General features: G+C 69.9%; 21 protein-coding genes and 1 pseudogene. 5 read left to right on the forward strand and 17 right to left on the reverse strand.

All coding sequences use genetic code 11. The features are described 5' to 3' along the window. Positions 1–75: 75 nt before the first annotated feature. Complete coding sequence (locus tag AVME950_RS16465) at positions 76–1,551, reverse strand: efflux transporter outer membrane subunit (RefSeq protein ID WP_284430630.1); 1,476 nt, start codon at positions 1,549–1,551, stop codon at positions 76–78. A gap of 24 nt (positions 1,552–1,575) precedes the next feature. Continuing rightward, on the reverse strand, positions 1,576–2,259 hold the full coding sequence (locus AVME950_RS16470) for a CerR family C-terminal domain-containing protein (RefSeq protein WP_284430631.1): 684 nt from the start codon (positions 2,257–2,259) through the stop codon (positions 1,576–1,578). Positions 2,260–2,460: 201 nt separating this feature from the next. Here AVME950_RS16470 and AVME950_RS16475 point away from each other — a divergent pair, with 201 nt between their 5' ends. Next, a complete protein-coding gene (locus AVME950_RS16475) occupies positions 2,461–4,359 on the forward strand; it encodes a methyl-accepting chemotaxis protein (RefSeq protein WP_284430632.1) in 1,899 nt (632 codons plus the stop codon). A gap of 46 nt (positions 4,360–4,405) precedes the next feature. Here AVME950_RS16475 and AVME950_RS16480 read toward each other — a convergent pair whose 3' ends face one another. From AVME950_RS16480 to AVME950_RS16495, 4 genes are read right to left on the reverse strand one after another with little or no spacing between them, the layout of a single operon-like run. Further along, entirely contained in the window at positions 4,406–5,302 is an 897-nt protein-coding gene (locus AVME950_RS16480) for an amidohydrolase family protein (protein ID WP_284430633.1), read from the reverse strand. Continuing rightward, a complete protein-coding gene (gene ssuD / locus AVME950_RS16485) occupies positions 5,299–6,498 on the reverse strand; it encodes an FMNH2-dependent alkanesulfonate monooxygenase (protein ID WP_284430634.1) in 1,200 nt (399 codons plus the stop codon). Before ssuD ends, AVME950_RS16480 begins: the two co-directional genes overlap by 4 nt. Next, positions 6,495–7,667, reverse strand: coding sequence for a sigma-54 interaction domain-containing protein (locus tag AVME950_RS16490; protein WP_284430635.1), 1,173 nt, complete (start codon positions 7,665–7,667; stop codon positions 6,495–6,497). Before AVME950_RS16490 ends, ssuD begins: the two co-directional genes overlap by 4 nt. Before the next feature lie 40 nt (positions 7,668–7,707). Beyond that, positions 7,708–8,919: an acyl-CoA dehydrogenase family protein gene (locus AVME950_RS16495; protein ID WP_284430636.1), complete on the reverse strand. Its 1,212-nt coding sequence runs from the start codon at positions 8,917–8,919 to the stop codon at positions 7,708–7,710. Positions 8,920–9,347: 428 nt separating this feature from the next. On the opposite strand from AVME950_RS16495, the gene AVME950_RS16500 reads away from it, so the two are divergent. From AVME950_RS16500 to AVME950_RS16510, 3 genes are read left to right on the forward strand one after another with little or no spacing between them, the layout of a single operon-like run. Continuing rightward, positions 9,348–10,346 carry an aliphatic sulfonate ABC transporter substrate-binding protein gene (locus AVME950_RS16500; protein WP_284430637.1) on the forward strand — a complete coding sequence of 333 codons (999 nt, stop codon included), beginning with the start codon at positions 9,348–9,350 and terminating at the stop codon, positions 10,344–10,346. 7 nt (positions 10,347–10,353) lie between these two features. Next, positions 10,354–11,196 (forward strand): ABC transporter permease, encoded by an 843-nt coding sequence (locus AVME950_RS16505; RefSeq protein WP_284430638.1) that lies wholly within the window; start codon positions 10,354–10,356, stop codon positions 11,194–11,196. Positions 11,197–11,203: 7 nt separating this feature from the next. Continuing rightward, a complete protein-coding gene (locus AVME950_RS16510) occupies positions 11,204–12,016 on the forward strand; it encodes an ABC transporter ATP-binding protein (protein ID WP_284430639.1) in 813 nt (270 codons plus the stop codon). 185 nt (positions 12,017–12,201) lie between these two features. Here the strand turns inward: AVME950_RS16510 and AVME950_RS16515 are convergent, their stop codons facing one another. From AVME950_RS16515 to AVME950_RS16555, 9 genes are all read right to left on the reverse strand, one after another. Then, the gene (locus AVME950_RS16515) at positions 12,202–12,864 is read right to left on the reverse strand and encodes a methionine ABC transporter permease (RefSeq protein WP_284430640.1); all 663 of its coding nucleotides are present in this window, start codon (positions 12,862–12,864) and stop codon (positions 12,202–12,204) included. Beyond that, the gene (locus AVME950_RS16520) at positions 12,836–14,050 is read right to left on the reverse strand and encodes a methionine ABC transporter ATP-binding protein (RefSeq protein ID WP_284430641.1); all 1,215 of its coding nucleotides are present in this window, start codon (positions 14,048–14,050) and stop codon (positions 12,836–12,838) included. Before AVME950_RS16520 ends, AVME950_RS16515 begins: the two co-directional genes overlap by 29 nt. Continuing rightward, complete coding sequence (locus tag AVME950_RS16525; protein WP_284430642.1) at positions 14,047–14,877, reverse strand: MetQ/NlpA family ABC transporter substrate-binding protein; 831 nt, start codon at positions 14,875–14,877, stop codon at positions 14,047–14,049. The genes AVME950_RS16520 and AVME950_RS16525 overlap by 4 nt, the downstream gene beginning before the upstream one ends. Continuing rightward, complete coding sequence (locus AVME950_RS16530; RefSeq protein WP_284424476.1) at positions 14,874–15,689, reverse strand: MetQ/NlpA family ABC transporter substrate-binding protein; 816 nt, start codon at positions 15,687–15,689, stop codon at positions 14,874–14,876. Before AVME950_RS16530 ends, AVME950_RS16525 begins: the two co-directional genes overlap by 4 nt. Before the next feature lie 81 nt (positions 15,690–15,770). Then, complete coding sequence (locus AVME950_RS16535) at positions 15,771–16,601, reverse strand: MetQ/NlpA family ABC transporter substrate-binding protein (protein WP_284430643.1); 831 nt, start codon at positions 16,599–16,601, stop codon at positions 15,771–15,773. Then, a complete protein-coding gene (locus tag AVME950_RS16540) occupies positions 16,598–18,019 on the reverse strand; it encodes an LLM class flavin-dependent oxidoreductase (protein ID WP_284430644.1) in 1,422 nt (473 codons plus the stop codon). The genes AVME950_RS16535 and AVME950_RS16540 overlap by 4 nt, the downstream gene beginning before the upstream one ends. A 20-nt stretch (positions 18,020–18,039) precedes the next feature. Next, entirely contained in the window at positions 18,040–18,864 is an 825-nt protein-coding gene (locus AVME950_RS16545) for a MetQ/NlpA family ABC transporter substrate-binding protein (protein ID WP_284430645.1), read from the reverse strand. Between the two features lie 31 nt (positions 18,865–18,895). Then, positions 18,896–20,161 (reverse strand): SfnB family sulfur acquisition oxidoreductase, encoded by a 1,266-nt coding sequence (locus AVME950_RS16550; protein WP_284430646.1) that lies wholly within the window; start codon positions 20,159–20,161, stop codon positions 18,896–18,898. A 10-nt stretch (positions 20,162–20,171) separates the two neighbouring features. Next, the gene (locus AVME950_RS16555; protein WP_284430647.1) at positions 20,172–21,413 is read right to left on the reverse strand and encodes an SfnB family sulfur acquisition oxidoreductase; all 1,242 of its coding nucleotides are present in this window, start codon (positions 21,411–21,413) and stop codon (positions 20,172–20,174) included. 317 nt (positions 21,414–21,730) lie between these two features. Between AVME950_RS16555 and AVME950_RS16560 the strand changes: the two are divergent. Then, positions 21,731–22,494: pseudogene (locus tag AVME950_RS16560) on the forward strand (IS5 family transposase). Between the two features lie 62 nt (positions 22,495–22,556). Here the strand turns inward: AVME950_RS16560 and AVME950_RS16565 are convergent. Both AVME950_RS16565 and AVME950_RS16570 read right to left on the reverse strand, forming a co-directional pair. Continuing rightward, positions 22,557–23,312 carry an NADPH-dependent F420 reductase gene (locus tag AVME950_RS16565; protein WP_284430648.1) on the reverse strand — a complete coding sequence of 252 codons (756 nt, stop codon included), beginning with the start codon at positions 23,310–23,312 and terminating at the stop codon, positions 22,557–22,559. 267 nt (positions 23,313–23,579) lie between these two features. Next, complete coding sequence (locus AVME950_RS16570; protein ID WP_284430649.1) at positions 23,580–24,158, reverse strand: TetR/AcrR family transcriptional regulator; 579 nt, start codon at positions 24,156–24,158, stop codon at positions 23,580–23,582. Positions 24,159–24,185: the final 27 nt, after the last annotated feature.

A 24,185-nucleotide genomic window follows, 5' to 3' on the forward strand; every position in this document is an offset into this window, starting at 1 on the left:
CCATTCATGCGGTCAACGACGACGACTGAAGACAAAGTGGAAGACGGGGGCGAGCGGGCGCGGGTGCATGGCGGCTCACTGGGCGGGCGTGGCGGAAGGGGCCAGGGTCGAGGCGGGCAGGGGCGCCGCCGCGGCGGCCTGCGGGGTGGCCTCGGCCTCCCAGCCGCCGCCCGCCGCGCGGTACAGGCCGATCCAGGCTGCCATGCGCTCCTGCCGCAGGGTGATGAGCGCGGTCTCGGAGGCCAGCGCCGTGCGGCGCGAATCCTCCAGCTCGACCAGGCTGGCCAGCCCGCCGCGCCAGCGCGCCTCGGTGGCGGTGAACGAGGCGCGGTAGCCGTCCGCGGCGCGCTGCGCATCGGTGCTGCGCGCAGCGGTGCTGGCCAGGCGCACCAGCGCCTGCTCGACCTCGCTCACGGCCTGGCGCACCGTGCCGCGGTACTGCTGCACGGCCGCGTCGTACTGCGCCTGGGCGGAATCCACCTGCGCCGCGCGCCGGCCCGCATCGAAGATTGGCAGCGACAGCCCCACCGGCCCGATGGACCAGGTGTTGGAGGTGATGCTGGCCTCCCCCGTGCGCACCCAGCCGCGGCCCACCGAGCCGCTGAGCGTGAGGCGCGGCAACTGCTGGGCGCGGGCGCTGCCCACGTCGGCGCTGGTGGCCGCCACCTCGCGCTCGGCCGCGTACACGTCGGGCCGCTGGGCCAGCACGCGCGCCGGCAGGGCCTCGATGGCGAAGAGCGCGTCGGGCGCCGGTGCCAGCGGCGCGGCGGCGGCGCGGGCGCGCAGCGCGGATTCGTCCCGGCCGGTGAGGGCCACCAGGGTCTTGAGATCGATCTCGCAGGCCATGCGCTGCTGCTCGGCGCGCACGCGGCCCTCGGCCTCGCTGGCCTGCGCCAGGGCGAGCGTGGCGGGGGCGGTGAAGCCGGCCCGCTCGCTCAGGCGCGACAGCTGCGCGGTCTGCCCGCGCGAGGCGGCATCGGAGGCGGCCACCTCCGCCAGCGCCAGGCACTGGCGCCAGCTGCTGTACTGCGTGGCGACCTCGGCCGCGACGGAAACGCGGGCCTCGTGCCACTGCGCCTGGGCGCCGGCCAGCCGCTGCAGCGCGGCCTGGTTGGCGGCGGCGTTGCCGCCGAACAGGTCCACCTCCCAGCTGGCCTGCAGCGCGGCCTGGGCCGTGCTGGCCAGGCCGCCCACCTGCTCGTTCACGCCGCGGCTGGCGCTGGCCTGCCCGTCCAGCGAGGGCAGCAGCGCGGCGCGCGCGCTCACCCGGGCCGCGCGGGCCTGCGCCAGGCGCGCCCGGGCCTGCGCCACGCTCGGGCTGATGTCCTGCGCCGAGGCGATCAGCTCGGCCAGCAGCGGGTCGCCGGCGCGCTTCCACCAGCGGGCCAGGTCGGCCACGCTGCCCTCGTGGGGCAGCGGCGCGTGCCAGCCGGCGGGCGTGGGGGCCTCCACGCGCGGGGCGGGGCTGGGAACGGCGCAGGCGGCCAGCCACAGGGGCAGGGCGAGGGCCAGCAGGGCGCGGGGGGGGCGGTGGATTGGGGGTGTTTTCATGGGCAACCAGAAAAAGGCATGGCGCTAGCGGGGGGCCGCGGCCGGCGCGCGCAGCGCCTGCTCGGCCGCCACCATGGCGAGCGCGTATTCGGTGAGCCGGCCGGTCCAGGCGTCCACGGCTTCGGGGGTGGCCAGCAGTTGCGGCTCCATCGCGGCCAGCACCTCCTGCTGGCACCAGATCTGGAAGGCCAGGCCGGTGATGGCCAGCACCAGCCGGTGCAGGTCGTCGTCGGGGCCGGCCACGCCCAGGTGCCGGCCCAGCAGCCGCACCATGGCGTCATGGGGCTGGCGCACGTCCTGCTCCAGTTCCTTTTCCCACTGGCTGGTGGGCTCCAGCATCTCGCGGATGTGCAGCCGCATGAACTGGCGCGCCATCTCGCCGTGCTGCAGCGGGGCCAGCACGCCGCGGAAGTAGCGCTGCATCGCCTCGCGCAGGTCGAGCCCGTCGCGGGTGAAGTCCGCCACCAGCGAGGGCATGTCGCCGAACGGTTCGGAAAACAGCGCGGCATACAGCGCTGCCTTGTCGCCGAAGTAGTAGCTCACGGCCGCCACGTTGGCCTGGGCGGCCTGCGCGATGGCGCGGATCGACGTCTTGGCGTAGCCGTGCTCGGCGAACAGCCGCAGCGCCGCATGCAGCAGCCGCAGGCGGGCCGTGGGGGTGCCGGCGGCGGCGTCGGCCGGGGCGGCGGGAGGGTGGGGGGGAGACATCGCGGCGGATTAGACCACGATAAATCAAACGTTTGTTTTAAATCTCGGGGCCGCCGTGGGCGGCGGGCGTGGCCGAGCCGACACACCGGTCGAAATCAACCGGGTAGCCGACATTTTTTGTCGGCTTTTTCTGGCAAACTTTTTGTTGCAAACGGTGTGGGGTTGTGGTCCGCCGTGGACCGGTTCGATCAAGGGGTTGGCATGTTCAGGAATCTTTCCATCCGGGTGGCGCTGCTGCTGGTGCTGCTGTTCTTCACCGGCGCACTGCTGGTCTCGGTGGGGGTGGGCTGGGTGGGCACCCGCGCCGGCGTGATGGCCGGCGAAGTGCAGGACCGCACGACCCGCGACATGCTCGCGCTCAAGCAGGCCGAGATCCGCATGTGGGACAACCGCGTCGCCCTGGCCGTGGGCCACCGCAACGTGCTGCGCGGCGACCCGCCCGACAGCGTGCGGTCGCAGACCACGCGTGCCGAGAAATCCATGCAGGAGGCGCGCCCCATCCTGCAGTCCGTGGCGCAGGGCCTGCCCGCCGACTGGGCGCAGGAGCGCCAGCTCGCCACGGCGATGGTCACCGCCTTCGACGCCTACGCCGCCCTGGTGCAGCGCGGCGCCGTGGGCCTGGCCGGCGGCAACGAGGCTGAATACAGCGGCAAGGAGATCGTCGCCCAGCGCAACAAGCTGCTGGCGGACATGGAGGGGCTGATGAAGCAGCTCTTCGATGCTGAAGGCCAGCGCGGCAATGCCCTGCAGGCGCAGTCGGTGCGGCTGCTGTACATCGCCGAGATCGCGGCCGGCGTGCTGGTGGTGGTGGGCGTGGTGCTGGCGGTCCTGTGCTGGGTGTTCATCCGCCGCAACGTGCTGGCGCCGCTGGACGACGCCGGCGCGCTGCTGGAAAAGGTCGCCCAGGGCGACCTCACCACGCGCATCGAGGTGCGCTCGTCCAACGAGATCGGCCGCCTGATGGGCGCCGCGCGCACGATGCAGGAGGGCCTGGCGCGCATGGTCACGCAGGTGCGCCAGGGCGTGGAGGAGATCCACACCGGCTCGCGCGAGATCGCGCTGGGCAACGGCGACCTGAGCGGGCGCACCGAGCAGCAGGCCGCGTCGCTGGAGGAAACCGCCGCCAGCATGGAGCAGCTGTCGTCCACCGTGAAGCAGAACGCCGACAGCGCGCGCCAGGCCAACCAGCTGGCCGCCAGCAGCATGGCGGTGGCCCAGCGCGGCGGCGCGGCGGTCGGCGAGGTGGTGGCGACGATGCAGGAGATCGCGGGCAGCTCGCGCCGCATCGCGGACATCGTCGCGGTGATCGACGGCATCGCCTTCCAGACCAACATCCTCGCGCTGAACGCGGCCGTGGAAGCGGCGCGTGCCGGCGAGCAGGGCCGGGGCTTCGCCGTGGTGGCCAGCGAGGTGCGGGCCCTGGCCCAGCGCAGCGCCACCGCTGCCAAGGAGATCAAGGGCCTGATCGACGAGTCGGTGGGCAAGGTGGGCGCGGGCTCGGCCCAGGTGGAGCGCGCGGGCGCGACCATGCAGGAGATCGTGGCCTCGGTGCAGCGCGTGACGGACATCATGGGCGAGATCTCGGCCGCGTCCACCGAGCAGTCCTCGGGCATCGACCAGGTGAACCAGGCCGTGGTGCAGATGGACCAGGCCACGCAGCAGAACGCGGCGCTGGTGGAAGAGTCGGCGGCGGCGGCCTCGTCGCTGGAAGAGCAGGCCAAGCGCCTGCGCGAGGCCGTGTCGCAGTTCCGTGTGGACGCCGGGGCGGTGCCGCTGGCGGTGGTGGCGGCCGCGCCTTCGCGCAGTGCGGCCCCGGTCGCGGCACCCGCCCGTGTGGCGGCCCAGCCGGTGCCGGCGCGCCCGGCCGTCTCGGCCACGCCTTCGCCCGCTGCGGCCGCATCGCCGGCACCGAAGCCGGCTGCGAAATCCGCGGCTCCCTCCACCGCCAAACCCGCCGCGAGCGCGCCCGCGCTGTCCGCCCCGGCTGCCAACAAGCCCAAGGCGCCTGCCGCGCCGGCACCGGCGGCCCCCCGGGCCGCTGCGCCGCGCACGGCGCCCGCGCCGTCATCGCGGTCGGACGACGACTGGGAAACCTTCTGAGAAAAATCCCGGCTCTTGCCAGGCGGGCGCTGCAGGCCGACGGGAGTCAGGCGGGCCCGGCCTGCACCGGCACGCTGCCGATGCCCAGCAGCCGCGCCGCATTGCCGTACAGCACGCGGTCGATCACGCTCTCGCGCAGGCCCAGCGCCAGGGCGTCTTCGATGGACTGGCCGATCGGCCGGAACGGGTACGACGAGCCGAACAGCAGCTGGTCGCCCAGAAACCCATTGGCCGCCTCCACATAGGCCGGGCTGCCGGGCTGGAACAAATACATGTCGGGCACCAGGAACACGTTGTCGTAGCGAAAGGCCAGGCCGATGGCCTGCTGCACGTTGGGCCACCAGCCGTGGTACGCCACGATCGGCAGGCGCGGAAAGGCCTGTGCCACGCGCGCGACCGGGGCCGGGTCGTTGAAGCGCAGGTCGGGCGAGGTCGGCCCGGTCATCAGGAACACGGGCACGCCCAGCTGCTGCGCCCGCTCGTAGATGGGAAAGTACACCGGGTCGTCCGGGTGGCGCGGCGGCTGGCCGAAGCCCGGTTCGATGTCGATGCCCGCCAGGCCCAGCACCTTCACGGCGCGCTCCACTTCGGCCAGTGCGGCTGCCTCGCCCTGGAGTGCCGGGTCCACCGCGCCGATGCCGATCAGCTCCGGCTGGCCCTGCACGATGGCATGGATGGTGTCGTTGGGCAGGTGCTGGCCGGGCGTGTGACGGCCCACCACCACGGCGTGCGACAGGCCGGCATCGCGCACCTCGGCCAGAAAGCCTTCGGGCGTGCGCGAGCGGGTGAAGTGCGCGTCGTCGCCGCGCGTGCCCACGCGCCGGTTCAGCCAGCGCGCCAGGTCTTCGCCGGGCGAGCCGGGCGTCCGGCCGAAGAAGTCGTGCAGGTAGGCGGGCCGGCAGCGCATGTCGATCACGCGCGGGGTCGTGGTGGCGGCGCTCATCGCACCGCCTCCGGCACGGGGGCGGTGGCCGCCACGGGCTCGGCCGCCGCCGGCCGGCTCGCCCGGATGTCGAACGCGCCGCCGGTCAGCGACTGGTCGCGCAGCGTCACCGCCTGCCGGCCGGGCAGCAGCGGAAACACCAGCTCGGCGAAGCGGATGGCTTCTTCCAGGTGCGGGTAGCCCGAGAGCACGAAGCGGTCCACGCCCACGTCCACGTATTCCTGCAGCCGCTCGGCCACCTCCTGCGCATTGCCCACCAGCGAGGTGCCCGCGCCGCCGCGCACCAGGCCCACGCCGGCCCACAGGTTGGGGCCCACCACCAGCCGGTCGCGCCGGCCGCCGTGCAGCGCGGCCATGCGCTGCTGGCCGTGCGAATCCATGCGCGCGTAGTTCTGCTGGGCGCGGGCGATGTCGTCGTCGGTCAGGCGGCTGATGAGGCGGTCGGCATCGGCCCAGGCCTCTTCGCTGGTCTCGCGCACGATGACATGCAGGCGCACGCCGAAGCGCAGCGGGTGCCGGTCGAGGTCGCGGCCTGCGGCGGCGGCGCGGGCGCGCACGTCGGCGATCTTCCCGGCCACGGCGGCGGGTGGCTCGCCCCAGGTCAGGTAGGCATCGACATGGCGCGCGGCCAGCGCGTGCGCGGCAGGCGACGAGCCGCCGAAGTACAGCGGCGGGTAGGGCTGCGTGGCCGGCGTGAAGAAGTTCTGCGCGCCCTGCACCTTCAGGTACCGGCCTTCGAAGTCGACCTTCTCGCCCTGCAGCAGCCGGCGCCAAAGGGTCAGGAACTCGTCGCTGGCGGCGTAGCGCTCGTCGTGGCTGTAGAACACGCCGTCGGCCGCCAGCTCGGTCGCATCGCCGCCGGGCACCACGTTCAGCAGCAGGCGGCCGGGGCCCAGGGCCTGATCGAGCGAGGCGGCCTGCCGCGCCGACGCGGTGGGGTTGCCCAGCGAGGTGCGCAGGGCCACCAGCAGTTGGATGCGCTGGGTGACGGGCACCAGGCTGGCGGCGGTCACCCACGGGTCCAGGCACGAGCTGCCGGTGGGAATGAGCAGGCCGTCGTAGCCCAGCTGCTCGGAGGTCACCGCGATCTGGCGCAGGTAGGCGTTGGTGGGCGCGCGGCCGAAGTCGGAGGTGCCCAGGTAGCGCGTGTCGCCCGAGGTGGGCAGGAACCAGAAGAGGTCGGGGGTCGGACTCATGGGGAAGGGCTTTCGGAATCGGTGTCGGATGGGAATTCGGCGGGTGGCGCGCCCGCATCGGCGCCGGCGCGGCGCGGCGCGCCGACCTCGCCCAGGCGGATGAGCCGCGCGCGCACCACGTTGCGGCTCAGGCCCAGCACGCGCGCGGCCTCGCTCTGGCTGTAGTGGCACCAGCGGAAGACTTCCAGCAGCACGGCGTCTTCGACCGTCTGGTAGAGCGCGGGCACATGCGCTTCGCACAGCTGGCGCACGGCCTGGCGCAGCAGCGGCAGGCCGGGGGGCGAGGGGCTCGGCGCCTGCGGCGGCGCCGCTGGCGCCGGGGCTTCGGGCTCGGTGCCCGGCCGCGCGGTGCCGGACAGCCGCAGATCGGCGGCGTCCAGCGTGCGGCCTTCGCCCAGCAGCAGCGTGCGGTGGATGGTGTTTTCCAGCTCGCGCACGTTGCCGGGCCAGGGCGCCTGCTGCAGCGCGCGTTCGGCGGCGGGTGTGAGCTGCGGACGCGGGTAGCCCAGGCGCCGGCTGTAGGCGTCGATGAAATGGCGCGCCAGCGGCACGATGTCGCCCGGGCGCTCGCGCAGCGTGTGCACCTCCAGGCTCACCACGTTCAGGCGGTAGTACAGGTCCTTGCGAAAGCGCTGCTGCAGCACCAGCGCCTGCAGGTCCACCGACGCGGCGGCCACGATGCGCACGTCGATGGGAATGGGCTGGCGCCCGCCCACGCGCACCACCTCGCGCTGCTGCAGCACGCGCAGCAGCTTGTTCTGCACGGCCAGCGGCAGGTCGTTCACCTCGTCCAGGAAGATGGTGCCGCCGTGGGCTTCCTCGAACCAGCCGGGCTGCGCCCCGAAGGCGCCGGGGAAGGCGCCGCTTTCATGGCCGAACAGCTCCGAGTCCACCAGCGCTTCGGAGAACGCGCCGCAGCCCACGGCCACGAAGGGCGCGGCGCTGCGCGGGCTGCGGCTGTGCAGGTAGCGCGCGATCAGTTCCTTGCCGGTGCCGCTCTCGCCGGTGATGAGCACGCCGGCGTCGCTGGGCGCCACCTGCTCCACCTCGGCCAGCAGCGCCTTGGAGCGCGGGTCTTCGAAGATCCACGCCAGGCCGGCCTCGGGGGCGGCGGGCGTGGCGGTGGCAGCGCGGGCCGGTGCGGCGGGCCATGCGGGGAGGGTCGCCATGGTCTTCAGCCTGGAGTTTGAAAGCGATCGTGCCGGGCGATCACGAATAGAACGACGGTGCCGGCACCCTGGCGTGCAGCGCCCAGTCGCCCAGCTCCTGCAGCTTGTAGTCCACCGGGTCGTGCAGCGTCTGCGTGCGCAGGTTGCGCCAGAAGCGGTCCAGCCGCAGCGCGCCGTGCGTGGCGCGCGCGCCGGTGGTCTCGAAAAGCCGGCTGGTCACGTCCAGACCCACGCGGGTGGAGGCCACCTTGGCCGTCGCCACGGCCACCGCCACGCGGCCCCGGCCTTCGGCGTCCAGCGCGTCGCCTTGCGCCCAGGCCGCATCGAACGTGGCGGCGGCCTGCGCGGCCAGCAGGCGCACGCTCTCCAGCCCGACGAAGAATTCGCCATAGTGCGACTGGATGTACGGGTCTTCGCTGGCGCGTTCGGCGGGCGAGCGGAACCAGGGGCGCGACTCGTTCAGCGTGTAGTGCCGCGCCTGCGCGAACGCGCCCTCGGCCAGGCCCAGGAACAGGTGCACGAACACCAGCTGCGCCAGCAGCGGCCGCAGCGACGAGCGCGGCGTGGTCAGCGGGCCGGGGTCGCGCAGCAGCTCGCTGCCCTCCACGCGCACGTTCTCGAACAGGGCGCTGCCGCTGTCGGTCTGGCGCTGGCCGAAGCTGTTCCAGTCGCCGTTCAGGGTGATGCCTGCGCGGGCCGTGGGAATGGCGGCGATCAGCAACTGGCCGGTGTGTTCGTCGATGCCCGAGGCGACCAGCATCTCGGAATCCAGCGCACCCGAGCAAAAGCTCTTCTTGCCCGAGAAGTCGTACCAGTCGCCGATGCGGCGCACGGCGGTGCGCGTGTCCAGCGGGTTGAGCGCGTTGCCCCAGAACCATTGCTTGCGCGCCGTCTGCTCCAGCCATGGCACCCACTGTTCGGGCCGCGCGAACAGGCGCACGGTGGCCAGCAGCAGGTGGTGAAAGCCGTAGACCTGGGCCAGCGAGCTGTCGGCCTGCGCGAGGGTGCGCACGGTCTGCAGCGTGGTCGCCCAGTCGGCGCCCTGGCCGCCCTGCGCGGTGGGGATGGAAAGCGACAGCAGGCCGCTGGCGCGCAGCGCATCGCGCTCGGCCTTCGGCGTGCCGCCGCGGGCATCGCGCTCGGCAGCGGTGGCGGCGAACCGGTCGGCCAGCGCCTGGGCGGTGGGCAGGGGCGAGGCGGGTGCCGTGGGCGGGGCTTCGGGCGGGTGCAGTTGGGGGTCGCGTGAGGACATGGGTGGAGCGCCGGCAAAGGGGTGGGGGCGGTCGGGCCAGGGGCGCCCGCCGCCGCGAGTGGGCCCAGTGTGCGCAGGCAAGCGGGCTCGCCACATGCGGAATTCGCGCGTGCTTATGCGGTTTTTGGCCGATGCGCGCGCCGCGGCCTGCCGGGCGGGCATGGGGCGCGGTGCAACCCGCGTCGCCGTGGGCTGCACCGGCCTGCCGCGCCGTGCGCGCAGCGGCCTGCTGCGTGATTCGTGCGCAATTTGCTGCTGGCCTGCGGCGGCTGGTGCAGGCCAACCGGCCGGTTTTCAGGGGCGCGCCAGGGGCACGCCAGGGGCGGCAGGTTTCTCATAAAAATAGACGAATAACGTTCTTGGCCGTGCGGCAAGCCGCGCCCGATACTGCGCCGCACCCTCACCGCATTCACCGGGAACCCACCACCATGCAACGACGCACCCTGCTGTCGGCCGGCGCCGCAGCGCTGGCCGGGCCCCTGGCCTCGCACACCGCGCACGCCGCGCAGCCGCTCAAGGAACTGCGCCTGGACTACGCCACCTATTCGCCCTCCAGCCTGGTGCTGCGCCGCTTCGGCTGGCTGGAAGAGTCGTTCAAGCAGGACGGCACGGCCGTGAAGTGGGTGTTCAGCGCGGGCAGCAACCGCGCGCTGGAGTATTTGAATGCGGGCAGCATCGACATCGGCTCGTCGGCCGGGCTGGCCGCGCTGCTGTCCAAGGCCAACGGCAACCCGATCCGGGCACCGTACATCTTCTCGCGCCCTGAATGGACGGCGCTGGTGGTGCGCAAGGATTCGCCCATCCAGTCGGTAAAGGAACTCAAGGGCAAGAAGGTCGCCGCCACCAAAGGCACCGACCCGTACCTCTTTTTGCTGCGTGCGCTGCAGGTGGCCGGTTTGAAGCGCAACGACGTGGAGATCGTCGCGCTGCAGCACGCCGACGGCCGCACCGCGCTGGAGCAGGGCCGCGTGGACGCCTGGGCGGGGCTGGATCCGCTGATGGCCGCCAGCGAGCTGGATGCGGGCTCGCGCCTCATCTACCGCAACGTGGCGTTCAACACCTACGGTTTTTTGAATGTGCGCGAAGAGTTCCTGGCCCAGCGCGCCGCCGAGACGCGCCGCGTGCTGGCCGGCTACGAGCGCGCCCGCCAATGGATCCTGGCCCACACCACCGAGGCGGCCAGGATCCTGTCGGAGGAGGCCAAGGTCAGCCTGGAGGTGGCGCTGCTGCAGCTCAAGCTGCGCACCGATCTGTCCAACCCGCAGCCGTCGCAGGAACACATCGCCGCGCTGCAGGGCGCCGCCCCGCTGCTCCTGTCCGAAGCCCTGGTGCGGCCCGGCACGGCGTTGAACAAGGTGGTCACCGACCTGGTGGACACGCAGTTCGCGCGCAGCGTGACGAACGCGCCGGCGGCCTCGCCGGCCTGACCGCGCCATGTCCGCCCACCCGCAGGAATGGTCCGGCATCGGCCCGGCCGTGGAGCCCGCCCGCACCGCGCCGCGCCGCCGGGGCTGGAGCGCGCTGGGCACGGGCTGGATCTTGCCGGCCACGGTGTTGGCCGTGTGGGAAGGCGCCGTGCGCGCCGGCTGGGTCAGCCCGCACCTGCTGCCCGCGCCCACCGAGATCGTCCAGACCCTCATCAGTTTCGGCGGACAGGGCCTGGCCGGCCATGTGCTCGCCAGCAGCGCGCGCGTGGCGGCGGGTTTTGCCATCGGCACCGTGCTGGCGATCGCCATCGGCGCGCTGGTGGGTCTGTCGCGCCGGGCCGAAGGGCTGCTGGACCCGACCTTCCAGGCGCTGCGCGCCATCCCGTCGCTGGCCTGGGTGCCGCTGCTGCTGCTGTGGCTGGGCATCGACGAGGCGTCCAAGATCGCGCTGATTGCCATCGGCGCGTTCTTCCCGGTCTACATGGGCGTGGCCTCGGGCTTTCGCGACGTGGACCGCAAGCTGGTCGAGGCCGCCCGCATGTACCGGCTGGGCGCCGTCGCCATGGTGCGCCGCGTGCTGCTGCCGGCCGCCCTGCCGGCGGTGCTGACCGGGCTGCGCAACGGCCTGAGCCTGGCGTGGATGTTCATGGTGGCGGCCGAACTCATCGCCGCCACGCGCGGCCTGGGCTATTTGCTGACCGACGGCCGCGAGATGGGCCGCGCCGACATCGTGCTGGCCGCCATCGTGCTGCTGGCGCTGCTGGGCAAGGTCACCGACACGGGCATGGCCTGGCTGGAAAAGCGCCTGCTGGCCTGGCGCGACACCTATGACAACACTGCGCGGGACTGAACCAACGATGACTGCATTGCAAGACGCCATCGCTCCAGCGTCTCTCGCTGTGGACGGCCCGCTGCTGCAGGCCCAGGACGCGCAGGGCGGCCCGCTGCTGCAGGCCCGCGTGCGCCGCAAGGCCTACGGCGACAAGCCCGTGCTGCAGAACGTGCAGTTGGACATCGCCCCCGGCGAGGTGGTCAGCCTCGTGGGCGCCAGCGGCTGCGGCAAGAGCACGCTGCTGCGCATCGTCGCGGGGCTGGACACGCAGTACGACGGCCAGGTGCACCTGGCCGGCGAGCCGCAGCAGGGCATCACGCAGGGCATCGGCTTCATCTTCCAGGAGCCGCGCCTGTTCCCCTGGCTCACCGTGGCCGAGAACGTGGCGTTCGATCTGGGCCGCGCCGGGCGCAGTCACCCACAGGTGCGCGAGCTGCTGGCCGAAGTGGGGTTGGCGGGCTTCGAAGACCGCTTGCCGAAGCAGCTGTCCGGCGGCCAGGCGCAGCGCGTGGCCATCGCCCGGGGCCTGTTCACGCGGCCGCGCCTGCTGCTGCTGGACGAGCCCTTTTCCGCCGTCGATGCCTTCACCCGCGCCCGCCTGCAGCAGCTGCTGGCCGAGGTGGCGCGCCGCCACGGCCTGGCGCTGCTGCTGGTCACGCACGACGTGGACGAGGCGCTCCTCCTGAGCGACCGCGTGGTGGTGCTGGAGGCGCGCGCCGGCGCCGAGCTGCAGGTCATCGACAACCCGCTGCCCCGCCCGCGCCGGCGCGAAGACGAATCGCTGGGCGCCCTGCGCGTGCGGGTGCTGGACGCGCTGCGGCACGCCCATGCGTTCTGACGGGCGGGCCGGAGCGCGGCGGCACATCCTCGTACTATATTTTTGATAGCAATATGCCCTAGTGGATCATGCGCTGGAGGCCGATTTGGCTTGTAAACCCCTGGAAGACGGGCTGCTGACGCGCATCCCGTTTCCCCAGGCGTGCAGCCAGCGCCACGGCGGCTCCACCGGTCACCCGCCACGCGCTATCGGCTGCGCAGCCAGCGCACCCACCGGTCGCCGCTGAACTGCACCAGCGACACCAGCGCGATCAGCACGGCGATGACGATCAGCATCACCTGCGTGTCGAAGCGCTGGTAGCCGTAGCGGATCGCCAGGTCGCCCAGGCCGCCCGCGCCCACCGCGCCCGCCATGGCGGACGAGCTGATGAGCGCCACCAGCGTGATGGTGAAGCCGCCCACGATGCCGGGCAGCGCCTCGGGCAGGTACACGTGCCAGACGATGTGCCACTTGCGGCAGCCCATGGCCTGCGCGGCCTCGATCAGGCCCGGGTCCACCTCGCGCAGGCTCACCTCGGCGATGCGCGCGAAGAACGGCGTGGCACTGATGGCCAGCGGCACGATGGCCGCCCACACGCCGATGGTGGTGCCGGTGACCAGCCGCGTGAACGGAATCAGCGCCACCAGCAGCACGATGAAGGGCGTGGCCCGAAAGCCGTTGACCACGCTGCCCACGCCGCGGTGGATGCGCGGCGACGCGAGGAAGCCCCCGGGCGCCGTCACGATCAGCAGCACCGCCAGCGGAATGCCCGCCACGAAGGCGATGGCGGCCGACGTGCCCACCATGGTCAGCGTGTCGAAAAACGCCTGGGTGTAGCGCTCAAAGGGAATGCTCAACGTCAGCGACATGGCCGATCACCTCGATGGAATGGGCAATGGCGCCAGGGCCTTGCACCAGATGGACGAAATCAGGCAGCGTCACCGTGCCGGGCAGCGACACGATGAGCCGGCCCTGCGCATGGCCGCGAATGCGGTCCACGCCGCCGTGCACCAGCCTGACGGGGCTGTGCAGGGCCTGGGCGATGCGCGCGAAATCGGGCTCCAGCCCGCCCTCGCCGGTGTAGCCCAGGCGCAGGATGCGCTGGTAGCCGCCGTGTGCCGGTGGCTCGGCCTGCAGCCGCCCCTGCAGATCGTCGGGCAGGCCGTGCTGCAGCGGCGCCAGCAGCGCGCGCGTGGCGTCGTGCTGCGGCGCGCCGAACACCTTCCACACCTCGCCCTGCTCGGCGATGCGGCCCTGCTCCAGCACCAGCACCTGGTCGGCGATCTCGCGGATCACGCTCATCTCGTGCGTGATGAGGATGACCGTGATGCCCAGCCGCCGGTTGATGTCGCGCAGCAGCTGCAGGATGGCATGCGTGGTTTCCGGGTCCAGCGCCGAGGTGGCCTCGTCGCACAGGAGGATCTCCGGCGCCGTGGCCAGCGCCCGGGCAATGCCCACGCGCTGCTTTTGCCCACCCGACAGGCGCGCGGGGTAGGTGCGGTGCTTGTCCGAGAGGCCCACCAGGGCCAGCAGCTCCTCGACCCGCTGGTGGATGGCGGCGGGCCGCCAGCCGGCCACGCGCAGCGGCAGGGCCACGTTGTCGTACACCGTCTTGGCGGCCAGCAGGTTGAAGTGCTGGAAGATCATGCCGATGCGCCGGCGCAAGGCCACCAGGCCGTCGTCGTCCAGCGTGGCGATGTCGGTGCCATCCACCCGCACGCGGCCCGAGGTGGGCGACTCCAGCCGGTTGATGGTGCGCAGCAGGCTCGATTTGCCCGCGCCGCTGCGCCCGATGATGCCGAAGATGCTGCCGGCCGGGATCTGGAGGCTGATGTCCTCCAGCGCCGCCACCGGCCCGGCGGACGACGCGTACACCTTGCCGAGCTGCTCGAAGACCACGGAGCCTGATGGAGCGCCGGCCTCCGCCGATGGCGCAGGCGGCGGTGCCGCCCCGGCGCGGGGCTGCGGTGCCCCGGCAGGGGCCGTGGCGGGGGAGGGTGCCGTGCCGGCAGCGCTGCGCCAGACGGGGGAAGGGGAGGCAGCGGTCAGGCTCATGGCGTCTTCCAGGGCAGCGTGTACAGCTTGGGATCGTTGTTGAAGCGCGCGGACACCACCTCGCGCACCTTGGGCGACTGCTGGAACAGCTGCACGAAGCGGGCGATCTTCGGGTCCTGCACCTTGTCCTTGCGCGCGACGAAGCCCATGGCATAGAACGAGTCGTCGATGCCCGAATACAGCAGCGCGCGGCTGGCCTGTTCCTTCTTGCCGGCGTTCACGAAGTAGCTGGGCCACACCACGGCCAGGTCCACGTCCTGCAGCGAATGGATGAGCTGCGGGCCCTCGATCTCATAGAAGCGCAGCTTCTTGGGGTTCTCGACCACGTCGTTCACGCTGGCGCCCACGGCATTGCCCTGGCGCAGCTTGATGAGGCCGGCCTTCTGCAGCAGGAGCAGCCCGCGCCCCTGGTTCACCGGGTCGTTCGCCACCGACACCTTGGCGCCCTCGGGCACGTCCTGCAGCCGCTGGATGCGGTTGGAGTAGATGCCGATGTTCTGCAGCAGGCCCAGGCCCACCAGCTGCAGCTGGTAGCCACGTTCCTTGATGGCGTTGTTCAAAAACGCCTGGTGCTGGAAGAAGTTCAGGTCGATGTCGCCGTTGTTCACCGCCTCGTTGGGCAGCGTCCAGTCGGTGAACTCGACCAGCTTCACCTCCAGGCCCTGGGCCTTGGCCTCGGCCACCACGGCCTCGACCGCGTCGGAGGTGACGCCGGGCGTGGAGCCGATGCGGATCACGTCGGCCGCGTGCGCGGTGAGGGCGGAGGCGGCCAGCAGCCAGCCCAGGGCGGCGGCCTTGAAGTGGAAGAAGCGGGGCGCGCGCATCATTGCTGGGTCCAGGTCAGCACGTACAGGCGCTTGTCGCCCGCGAAGGCGCGGTCGATGGCCGCCTTCACCGCGTCGGAGTTCTGGAACACCTTCACGAACTTCTGGATCACCGGGTCCTGCGTGCGGTTGGCCTTGACCACGAACTGGATGGCGAAGCGCGCGTCTTCCACGCCCGAATACGCCAGCCCGCTGGACGGATCGAACGCCTTGGAGGCCACGATGAAGTGCGGGTAGCCCTGGGCGATGTCCACGTCGCCGGTGATGCGCACCAGCTGCGGGCCTTCCACTTCGACGAACTTCAGCTTCCTGGGGTTCTGCACGATGTCGTCCACCGTGCCGACGAAGCCCACGCCGGGCTTGAGCTGGATGAGCCCCGCCTTTTGCAGCAGCAACAGGCCGCGGCCCTGGTTCACCGGGTCGTTGGCCAGGCCGACCTTGCCGCCCACCGGCACCTCGTTGATGGTCTTGTGCTTGAGCGAATACAGGCCGATGTTGGCCAGGAAGCTCGTGCCGGCGCTGGCCAGCTTGAAACCGTTCTTCTGGATCGCGTTATCGAGGAACGGCTGGTGCTGGAAGAAGTTGATGTCCAGGTCGCCCGAGTCCACCGCCACGTTGGGCGTGGTCCAGTCGGTGAACTCGGTCACCGTGACGTCGATGCCCTGCGCCTTGGCGTCCTTGGCGGCGGCCGCGATGGCGTCGGCATACACGCCCGGCAGCACGCCGATGCGCAGCTTGTCGGCCGCATGGGCGGGCAGGGCGCCCAGCACGGAGAGGGCGAGGAGGGGTGCGAGAAAGAGGCGATGGAGTGGCATGTCAGGGGCCGCGAAAGGCGGTCGTTGGGGTGGGAGGAATCGAAGGTGAGGAAGGCGTCGGGGGGCGAGTCCAGGAATGCGTCAATGCGCGGCCTTGGCGAGCCACGGCAGGCTGTAAAGGCGGTCGTTGCCGGCGAAGGATTTGCCGATCTGCGCGCGCACGGCGGGCGAGTCTTGATAGACCTTCACGAAGCGCTGGATGCGCGGGTCCTGCGCGTTGTCCTGGCGCGCGACGAAGCGGATGGCGTAGGCCAGATCGTCGATGCCCGAATACAGCAACGCGCTGCCTGCCACCTGGGGCTTGCCGGCATTGACGTAGTGCGCCGGGTAGCCCTGCGCCAGGTCCAGATCGTCGAGGGCGCGCACCAGTTGCGGGCCTTCGATCTCGGCAAAGCGCAGCTTCTTCGGGTTGGCCACGATGTCGTTCACGCTGCCGCGCGCGCCCACGCCGGGTTTGAGCTGGATGAGGCCGGCCTTTTCCAGCAGCAGCAGGCCGCGGCCCTGGTTCACCGGGTCGTTGGCCACGCCCACGCGGGCACCGTCCTTCAGGTCGGCGAAGCGCTGCACCTTGAGCGAATAAAGGCCGATGTTGGGCAGCAGCCCCGTGGCCACGCTGACGAAGGCATAGCCGCGCTCGCGGATGGCGTTGTCCAGAAAGGCCTGGTGCTGGAAGTAATTGAGGTCGATGTCGCCCGCGGCCAGCGCGGTGTTGGGCGCGGTCCAGTCGGTGAACTCGATGACCTTCACGTCCAGCCCCTGCTGGCGCGCCTCCTGCGCGGCGACCTGCACGGAATCGGCCAGCGAACCGGGCGTGACGCCGATGCGCAGCGGTGGCGCGGGTGTTTGCGCGGTTGCCGTCGCGGCAGCGAAGGCCGCGAGCCAGGAAAAAAGGCGTTGGACCAGGCGTTTCATGGCTGTGCTTCCAGGGCGGGATGGGGTTGGGGCGGCCGGTGGGTGGCGGCGCTGGGGGCCTGGCGCCGGAACGCATCCGCCGCATGCCGGGCCGGCAGCCGGTCGCCTTCGCCGAAGAGGCGGCTGCGCAGCGTGCCTTCGGCGTAGGCGGTCTTGTAGACGCCCCGGCCCTGCAACTCGGGCACCACGAGGTCGATGAAGTCCTCGTAGCTTTCGGGCACCACGGTGCGGCTCAGGTTGAAGCCGTCCACGCCGGTCTCGGCCACCCACGACTGCAGTTCGTCCGCCACCTGCTGCGCATCGCCCACGATGGCCGGGTAGCGGCCGCCCAGCGAGAAGAGTTCGAGCAGCTTGCGGCGCGTCCAGCCGTGCTGCTGGGCCGTTCGGCTGGCCGATTCGATGGCGTTGCCGGGCGAGTAGTCCACCGGCGCGTCCAGGTCGTACTGCGCGAAGTCGATGCCGGTGCTGGCCGCGAAATGCGCCAGGCCCGCCTCGCGGCTGGCGTAGCGCAGATAGTCCGCGTGCTTCTCGCGCGCCTCGGCCTCGGTGTGGCCCACCACCACCGCCGCGCCCACGAAGACCTTCACGTCATCGGGCCGGCGGCCGGCCCGCACCAGTTGCTCGCGCAGGGCCTGCACGGTCTTGCGCGCGGCCTCTTTGTTGGGGGGCGAGATGAACACGCACTCGGCATGGCGCGCCGCGAACTGCTGGCCCCGGCCCGAGCTGCCGGCCTGGAACAGCACCGGCGTGCGCTGCGGCGAAGGCTCGCTCAGGTGGTAGCCCTCCACATCGAAATAGCGGCCGTGGTGCTGCACTGGGTGCACACGCGCCGGGTCGGCGAACACGCGTGCGGCCTTGTCGCGGCGCACCGCGCCGTCTTCCCAGCTGCCTTCCCAGAGCTTGTAGAGCACCTCCAGGTACTCGTCGGCGCGCTCGTAGCGCTCGTCGTGCGGCAACTGCTGCGGCTGGCCCATGGCCCGCGCGGCACTGTCGAGGTAGCCGGTCACCACGTTCCAGCCGATGCGGCCTTGGGTCAGGTGGTCCAGCGTGGAAAAGCGCCGCGCCAGCAGGTAGGGCGCCTCGTACGACAGGTTCACCGTCACGCCGAAGCCCAGGTGCTGCGTGGCGGCGGCCATGGCCGGCACCAGCAGCAGTGGGTCGTTCACCGGCAGCTGGATGGATTCGCGCAGCGGCACGTCCACGTTGCCCTGGTACACGTCGTAGGTGCCCACGATGTCGGCCAGGAACAGGCCGTCGAACAGGCCCCGCTCCAGCGTGCGGGCCAGATCGGTCCAGTAGGCCAGCGTGCGGTAGTCGGTGCTGCGGTCGCGCGGATGCGTCCACAGGCCGTGGTTGATGTGGCCCACGCAGTTCATGTTGAACGCGTTGAGCAGGATGTGGCGCTTCGCTTGTGTCACGGTCGGTCCTTGTGCCGGGCTCAGCGCGTCAGCCAGGTCAGGCGGTAGAGCTTGGAATCGTTCAGGTAGAAGGCGTGGATCGCCTTGCGCACCGCGTCGGAGTTTTGGTAGATGGTCAGGAACTGTGCGATGCGCGGGTCCGCCGCCTTGTCCTTGCGCGCCACGAACTGGATGGCCCAGGAGTCGTCCTCATAGCTGGTGTAGGCCAGCCCCCGGGTCGCATCGAACGCCTTCGACGGAATGATGAAATAAGGAAAGCCCTGCGCCAGGTCCACGTCCTGCGTGGCGCGCACCAGTTGCGGGCCTTCGATCTCGATGAACTGCAGGTTCTTGGGGTTGGAGCGGATGTCGGCCTGCGTGCCCAGCAGCCCGGTGTCCGGGCGCAGCGTGATCAGCCCCGCGTGCTGCAGCAGGCGCAGGGCACGGCCGATGTTGACGGGGTCGCTGGCGATGGCGACCTTGGCGCCGTTGGGCACGTCGGCCAACGATCTATGCTTGGTGGAATACAGCCCCAGGTACGACAGGATGCCGGGCTGCACGCTGACGAAGTTGAAGCCCTTGCTGCGCACGGCGTTCGCCAGGTAGTTGCTGTTCTGGTAGTAGTTCAGGTCGATGTCGCCCGACTCCAGCGCCACGTTGGGGGTCGTCCAGTCGGTGAACTCCACCACCTGAATGTCCAGTCCCTGGGCCTTGGCCTCCTTGGCCGCCACCTCGACCGAGTCGGCAAAGATGCCCGGCACCACGCCGATCTTGAGCGGTGCGGCCAAGGCGCTGCCGGCGAACAGGGCCGCGCCGATGAACGTGGAGAACGTGAAAAGAGCGTGCAGAAAACGGCGTGGCTTCATGGTCGTCGCTGGGTCTTTGAAAAGGAAAAAATCAGATCGCGCCGTGGCGCGGCGGAATGCGGCCGTTGAGATGGAAGTTGCCGATGGCGTGGTACTTCCAGCGCACCGGGTCGTGCAGCGTGTGGGTGCGCGCGTTGCGCCAGAAGCGGTCCAGGCCCTTCTGGCCCGTGGTGGCCGAGGTGCCGCCCAGCTCGAAAAGGCGCGTGCCGGCATCCAGCGACGCCGTGGTGGTGAGCGCACGCGCCTCGGCCACGGCGATGGAGGCCTCGGCCACGCGCTGCTCGGTGGCGTCGGCCTGGGCCGCATCCACGAAGCGGCCGGCGCGGCGCACCAGGGCCTCGGCCGCGCGCAGCCGCACGGCGGTCTCGCCCACCTGCTGGATGAGCAGCGGGTCGTCGGCGGCGCGCTCCACGCGCGCATCGATCCACGGCCGTGCATGCTCGCGCACGAAGGGCAGCGTGGCCGCGAGGGCCCCCCGGGCCAGCCCCAGGTCGATGGCCGCGTGAAGAATCTGCGCCAACGGGCCGATGGTGGTGGGCCGCTCGAAAGAGGCCAGAAACGGCACGACCCATTCGGCCTCGACCCGCACGTCGTCGAACTGCACCGAGCCGCTGCCCGTCACGCGCTGGCCGAAGCCGTCCCAGTCGTCGGTGACGTGCACGCCCTCGGCGGTGCGTGGAACGAAGGCGAGGTAGGTCACGTCGCGCCCGTCTTCCCTGGCCACGACCAGCGTGGGAATCCAGTGCGCATAGAGCGCCCCGGTGCAATAGAACTTGCGCCCCTGCACCCGAAAGCCCTCGCCATCCGGCACCAGGCGGGTGCGGCGCTGAAAGTCCTGCTGGCCGATCTCCGCCAGCGCATTGCCGAAGCGATCGCCCGCCAGCACGCGGCCGTAGAAGAAGCGCTTTTGCGCGTCGGTGCCGCCCACGCGCAGCACCTCCAGCGCGTAGAAATGGTTCTGCGGAATCTGGCCGATGGAGCCATCGGCCGCACTGACCAGCGCCGTGACCTCGGCCAGCGTGCCGGCCGATACGCCCGGGCCACCGTACTCGCGCGGCACGGTGATCGCCCACAGGCCGGTGGCGACGAAATCGTCCAGCGCGTCCCAGGGCAGCAGGCGCTCGCGGTCGCGCTGGGCCGCGCCGGGGGCGATGCGCGCGGCATAGCGCTGCGCGGCGGCAAGGGCCTCGGTGTCGGTGGCGATGCGATGCGGCGGGCTGGCCGCGGGCGAGGCCGGGGCGGGGTCGGCCGGCGTTGACGCGGCTGCGAGCGGTTCAATGGATTGCAACAAGGCCATGGGTTCGCTCTCAGTTCCAGGAATGCCGCGCGGGCAGGGCGCCATTCAGGCGGTGGTTGCCGATCAGGTGCAGCTTCCAGCGCACGGGGTCGTGCAGCGTGTGCACGCGGGCGTTGCGCCAGTGGCGGCCCAGGTTGGGCGCGGCGCGCGTGGCGGCCGAGCCGGCCAGTTCGAACAGCTTTTCGCTCGCCTCCAGCGCGATGCGCGTGGTCAGCACCTTGGCCTCGGCCACGGCCACCGAGGCGCGGGCGCTGTCCTCCGCGCTGAGGGTGGCCTGCGCGGCCAGGGCGTCGAACAACGCGCCGGTCTCGCGCAGCACCTCGCGTGCGGCATGCAGGTCGATCTGCAGGCGCCCCACGTCGGCGATCACGTAGGGGTCGTCGTGCGCATGCTGCACGCCCGAATCCACCCAGGGCCGGGCGCGCTCACGCACGAAGCGCTGCGCATCGGCCACGGCCGCTTCGGCAATGCCCTGGTCGATGGCCGCCTGCAGCAGCTGCGACGAGGGGCCATAGAGGCCCGGCCGGTCGGCCAGCTGCCACAGGGGCAGCACATCGTCGGCAGCGACCGGCACGTCGTCGAACACCACGGTGCCGCTGGCGGTGGTGCGCTGGCCGAAGGCGTCCCAATCGTCCACCACGGCCACGCCCGGCGCATCGCGCGGCACCCAGGCCTGCACGGCGCGGCCCGCGTCGTCGAGGGCCCGCACGGGAATGCGGTGCGCGAAGAGCGCGCCCGTGGAATAAAAGCGCTTGCCCGTCAGGCGCAGGCCTTCGGGCGTGGCGCGCAGGCGCGTGCCGCTTTGCAGGATGGTGGCCGCGCCGTCCACCTTGCGCTCGGGCCCGGCATTGCCCAGCCGCCGGCCGGCCAGCACCTCGCCGTAGAAGCGCTGCTTCTGCGCCTCGGTGCCGATCTCGCGCAGCACACCCAGCACGCCGAAATGGTTCTGCGGAATCTGCCCGATGGACGGATCGGCCGCGTTCAGGATCACGAACACCTCGGCCAGCGTGGTGTAGGACACCTGCGGGCCGCCGTAGGCGCGCGGCACGGTAATGCCGCCCAGGCCGCTGGCGGACCAGCGTGTGAGCTCGTCCCATGGCAGGCGGCGATCGCGGTCGCGCTCGGAGGCGCCGGGCTCGAATTCAGCCGCCAGCCGGTGGGCGGCGGCGATGGCTTGCGCATCGGTGGCGATCCGCGCCACGTCGGTGGGAATCTCGGGTGATTGTTGTTGCAGTGCCGGTCTTGCAGTCATGCCCCGATTGGAGGCCGAGAGGCGGCTGCGTGGTGCGAAGGAATCGGCGCATCGATATGCGGGATTCGTTGGGGGAGCTCGCAGTTGCCGCGCGCGTCGGACGAGCGGCAGCTGATGGGCTTTGGGCCATGTTCATAGCGGCGGGCCAGTTAGATGCTGGATGCTCCAGCGCCACTTCTGGATCTGGCGGTCTGTCCATGCACATGCATGCCTATTGGCTGAAGGACGGTATTTGTCTGCGACCCTCCGTGGCCTACTTGGGTTAGGGCCTGTTAACACTAATTGCGCGTAGCGAGTGTTTGAGTGATAGTGACGGCATGGAGATCACACGAGCCCAGTTTGAGCAGATCAAGGACTGCTTTCCGACTCAGCGAGGCAATGTCAGCTTGTCGAACTTGCAGGTACTCAATGCCATCTTGTACGTCGCCGAGCACGGGTGCAAGTGGCGAGGGCTGCCCAAGCGATTTGGCAACTGGCACACCATCTACACGCGCATGAGTCGCTGGCCAAGTCTGGCGTCTTGGACAAAGCCTTCGCTCAGCTACAGCTCGCGCAGGTGGTGCGGATCAAGATTGAAGCAGTGTCGCTGGACAGCACCAGCGTCAAGGTGCACTCCGATGGGACGGGCGCTCGAAAAAAAAACGGTCCGCAAGCTATCGGCAAGTCCCGCGGCGGATGGAATACCAAGATTCACCTTCTCGCCGCAGACGCGCGCACGGCCGTAACGTTCTCGTTATCGCCGGGCTAGGCACACGATGCACCCGAAGGTCGGGAGTTGCTCAGGCGCTTGGGTGCGCCGAATCGGCCACTGCATCTGCTCATGGACCGCGCCTACGAAGGCAACGAGACTCGCCAGCTTGCGCTCGACCTGGGCTTTATCCCGGTCGTGCCGCCACTGCGCACTCGCCTCGTACCGTGGGAATACGACCGCGCCATGTACAAACGCCGCAACGAAGTCGAGCGCCTGTTCCGTCGGCTCAAGGGTTATCGACGGATCTTCTCCCGCTTCGAGAAGCTCGACATCATGTTCACCGCCTTCATCAGCTTTGCTCTCATCGCTGATGGCTTGCGGTTGTGTTAACAGGCCCTAGCTGAAGTCAGACTGCGGAGAAGAGTTTTTCCTGGAGCCTCGACCGGCTCGGCTCAACCTTTAAACGGTGTGAGGTATGGAGCAGCAGCCTCGTTGGCTTCCATTCTGTAGCGCAGGATCTCGGCTCTGTCAGCGCTGGCCAAAGCCGCCTTGAGCTGTGGAGCGCTCATATCTTTGCAGTAGCCTGGGGTTCCAGGCTGTTGTCTCCACGAATCAGAAAGGGTTCCACCATCGATAGCGTCGAACCCCATCTCTCGAATCACGCTTTGCACAAGTTGCTTGGCCGTAGGATCATCGCCTGCAACGGAAAGAGCAATGCGGGCTCTAGTTTCATCAGCGGTCCCTAGCCTCGCGAGACTTGCGGCGAGGATGTTGTTGAAGGCTTTGATGACTGGTCTGCCGAGCACTGAAGCAATCCATTCGCTATCGGTAGCTCCTGCCTCAATCTTCGTCACAGTGCCGTCGCGCGCGGGATAGTAGTTCCCGGCATCGACGACTACTGCCGAGTTCGCCTGGAGCACACTAATCGGCAGGTCGGTGACTGCTAGCTGCGGAATGGCTAGGATGACCAAGTCTTTTTCCTTGGCCGCCTGTTCGGGTGTCGCTGCCACTACACCGGTCTCAGCAGCAAATGCAGACAGCGTCGAAGGCCCTCGCGAATTGGCAATCAGTACTTCGTGACCCAGTGCTCGCAAGTTCCGGGCTAGCGTGCTACCAATGTTGCCGGATCCAATAATTCCTATGTTCATACAGCTGTTCCTTTCACTATGGCATTTGTTTTGAGGTCGCCCGTACACGGTGGTGTTCAAAGATCGCTCGGACGCGGGAGTGCGCCCATCGCGGGAAATCTCGCTATCAGCACCTTATTGCTACGCGTCCCATCGTCGTTCACCGCAGTAGGCAGGGCGTGCAGCAGGGCTGTTGCCGCCAAAATTCTGCGCCTCTGGTCGTTGACGTGTCGAAATCCGTAGCATCGGCCAGGGCGGGAAAATAGCTTTTGTAGCTGAGTGATCGCCCATAATGGGTATGGTGAGACGCAAGGTTGCGGCCACCGGCCTGTCCCATCCGCCCAGCGTCTACAGAGTTGCGCGCCTCACCGGCACACCCTCGCGTAACCCAGCCATAACGAAGTCTATGAGCCAGGCAAGTCGCGGTTGCCACTTGCCAGTGAAATCGATCTGCCAAATACCAGCAGTGGCCAGGAAGAAGTCGTCCGTGGTGACGCCGGCGTGAATGTTTCCAGCTTTCTGATTTGCATCGAGCAGCAATTGGGCCGCAGCAACCACTGGGGCATAGCCCGTCTTCGCCTGACAGTCCCGCATGAACGACACCTCGCGGATCGCGTTGGCCAAGCCAGCCTTGGTCATGGAGTACTCGGCAAGGCGATTCATCCACTCTCGTAACGCTTGGTCGGGAGCGCGAGTCTCAAGCAAGTGCTCAGCAAACTCTGCGACTTGCAGCATTTCGAAGCGATATACCTCCATGACCAGTGCCTCGCGCGTCGGGAAGTGACGATAGAAAGTTCCCTGTCCAATGCCAGCCTTCTTGGCAATGGCACTCAGCGGAACACCTGCATCACGGATCAACTCATCCAGCGCAACACTCAGGATACGTTCACGGTTCTGCACTGCGTCGGCACGCTTGGGGCTATCCACACCTTCTCCTTCTTCAATAAATTGACA

It is taken from the genome of Acidovorax sp. SUPP950 (assembly GCF_030158935.1).
GTDB lineage: Bacteria > Pseudomonadota > Gammaproteobacteria > Burkholderiales > Burkholderiaceae_C > Paracidovorax.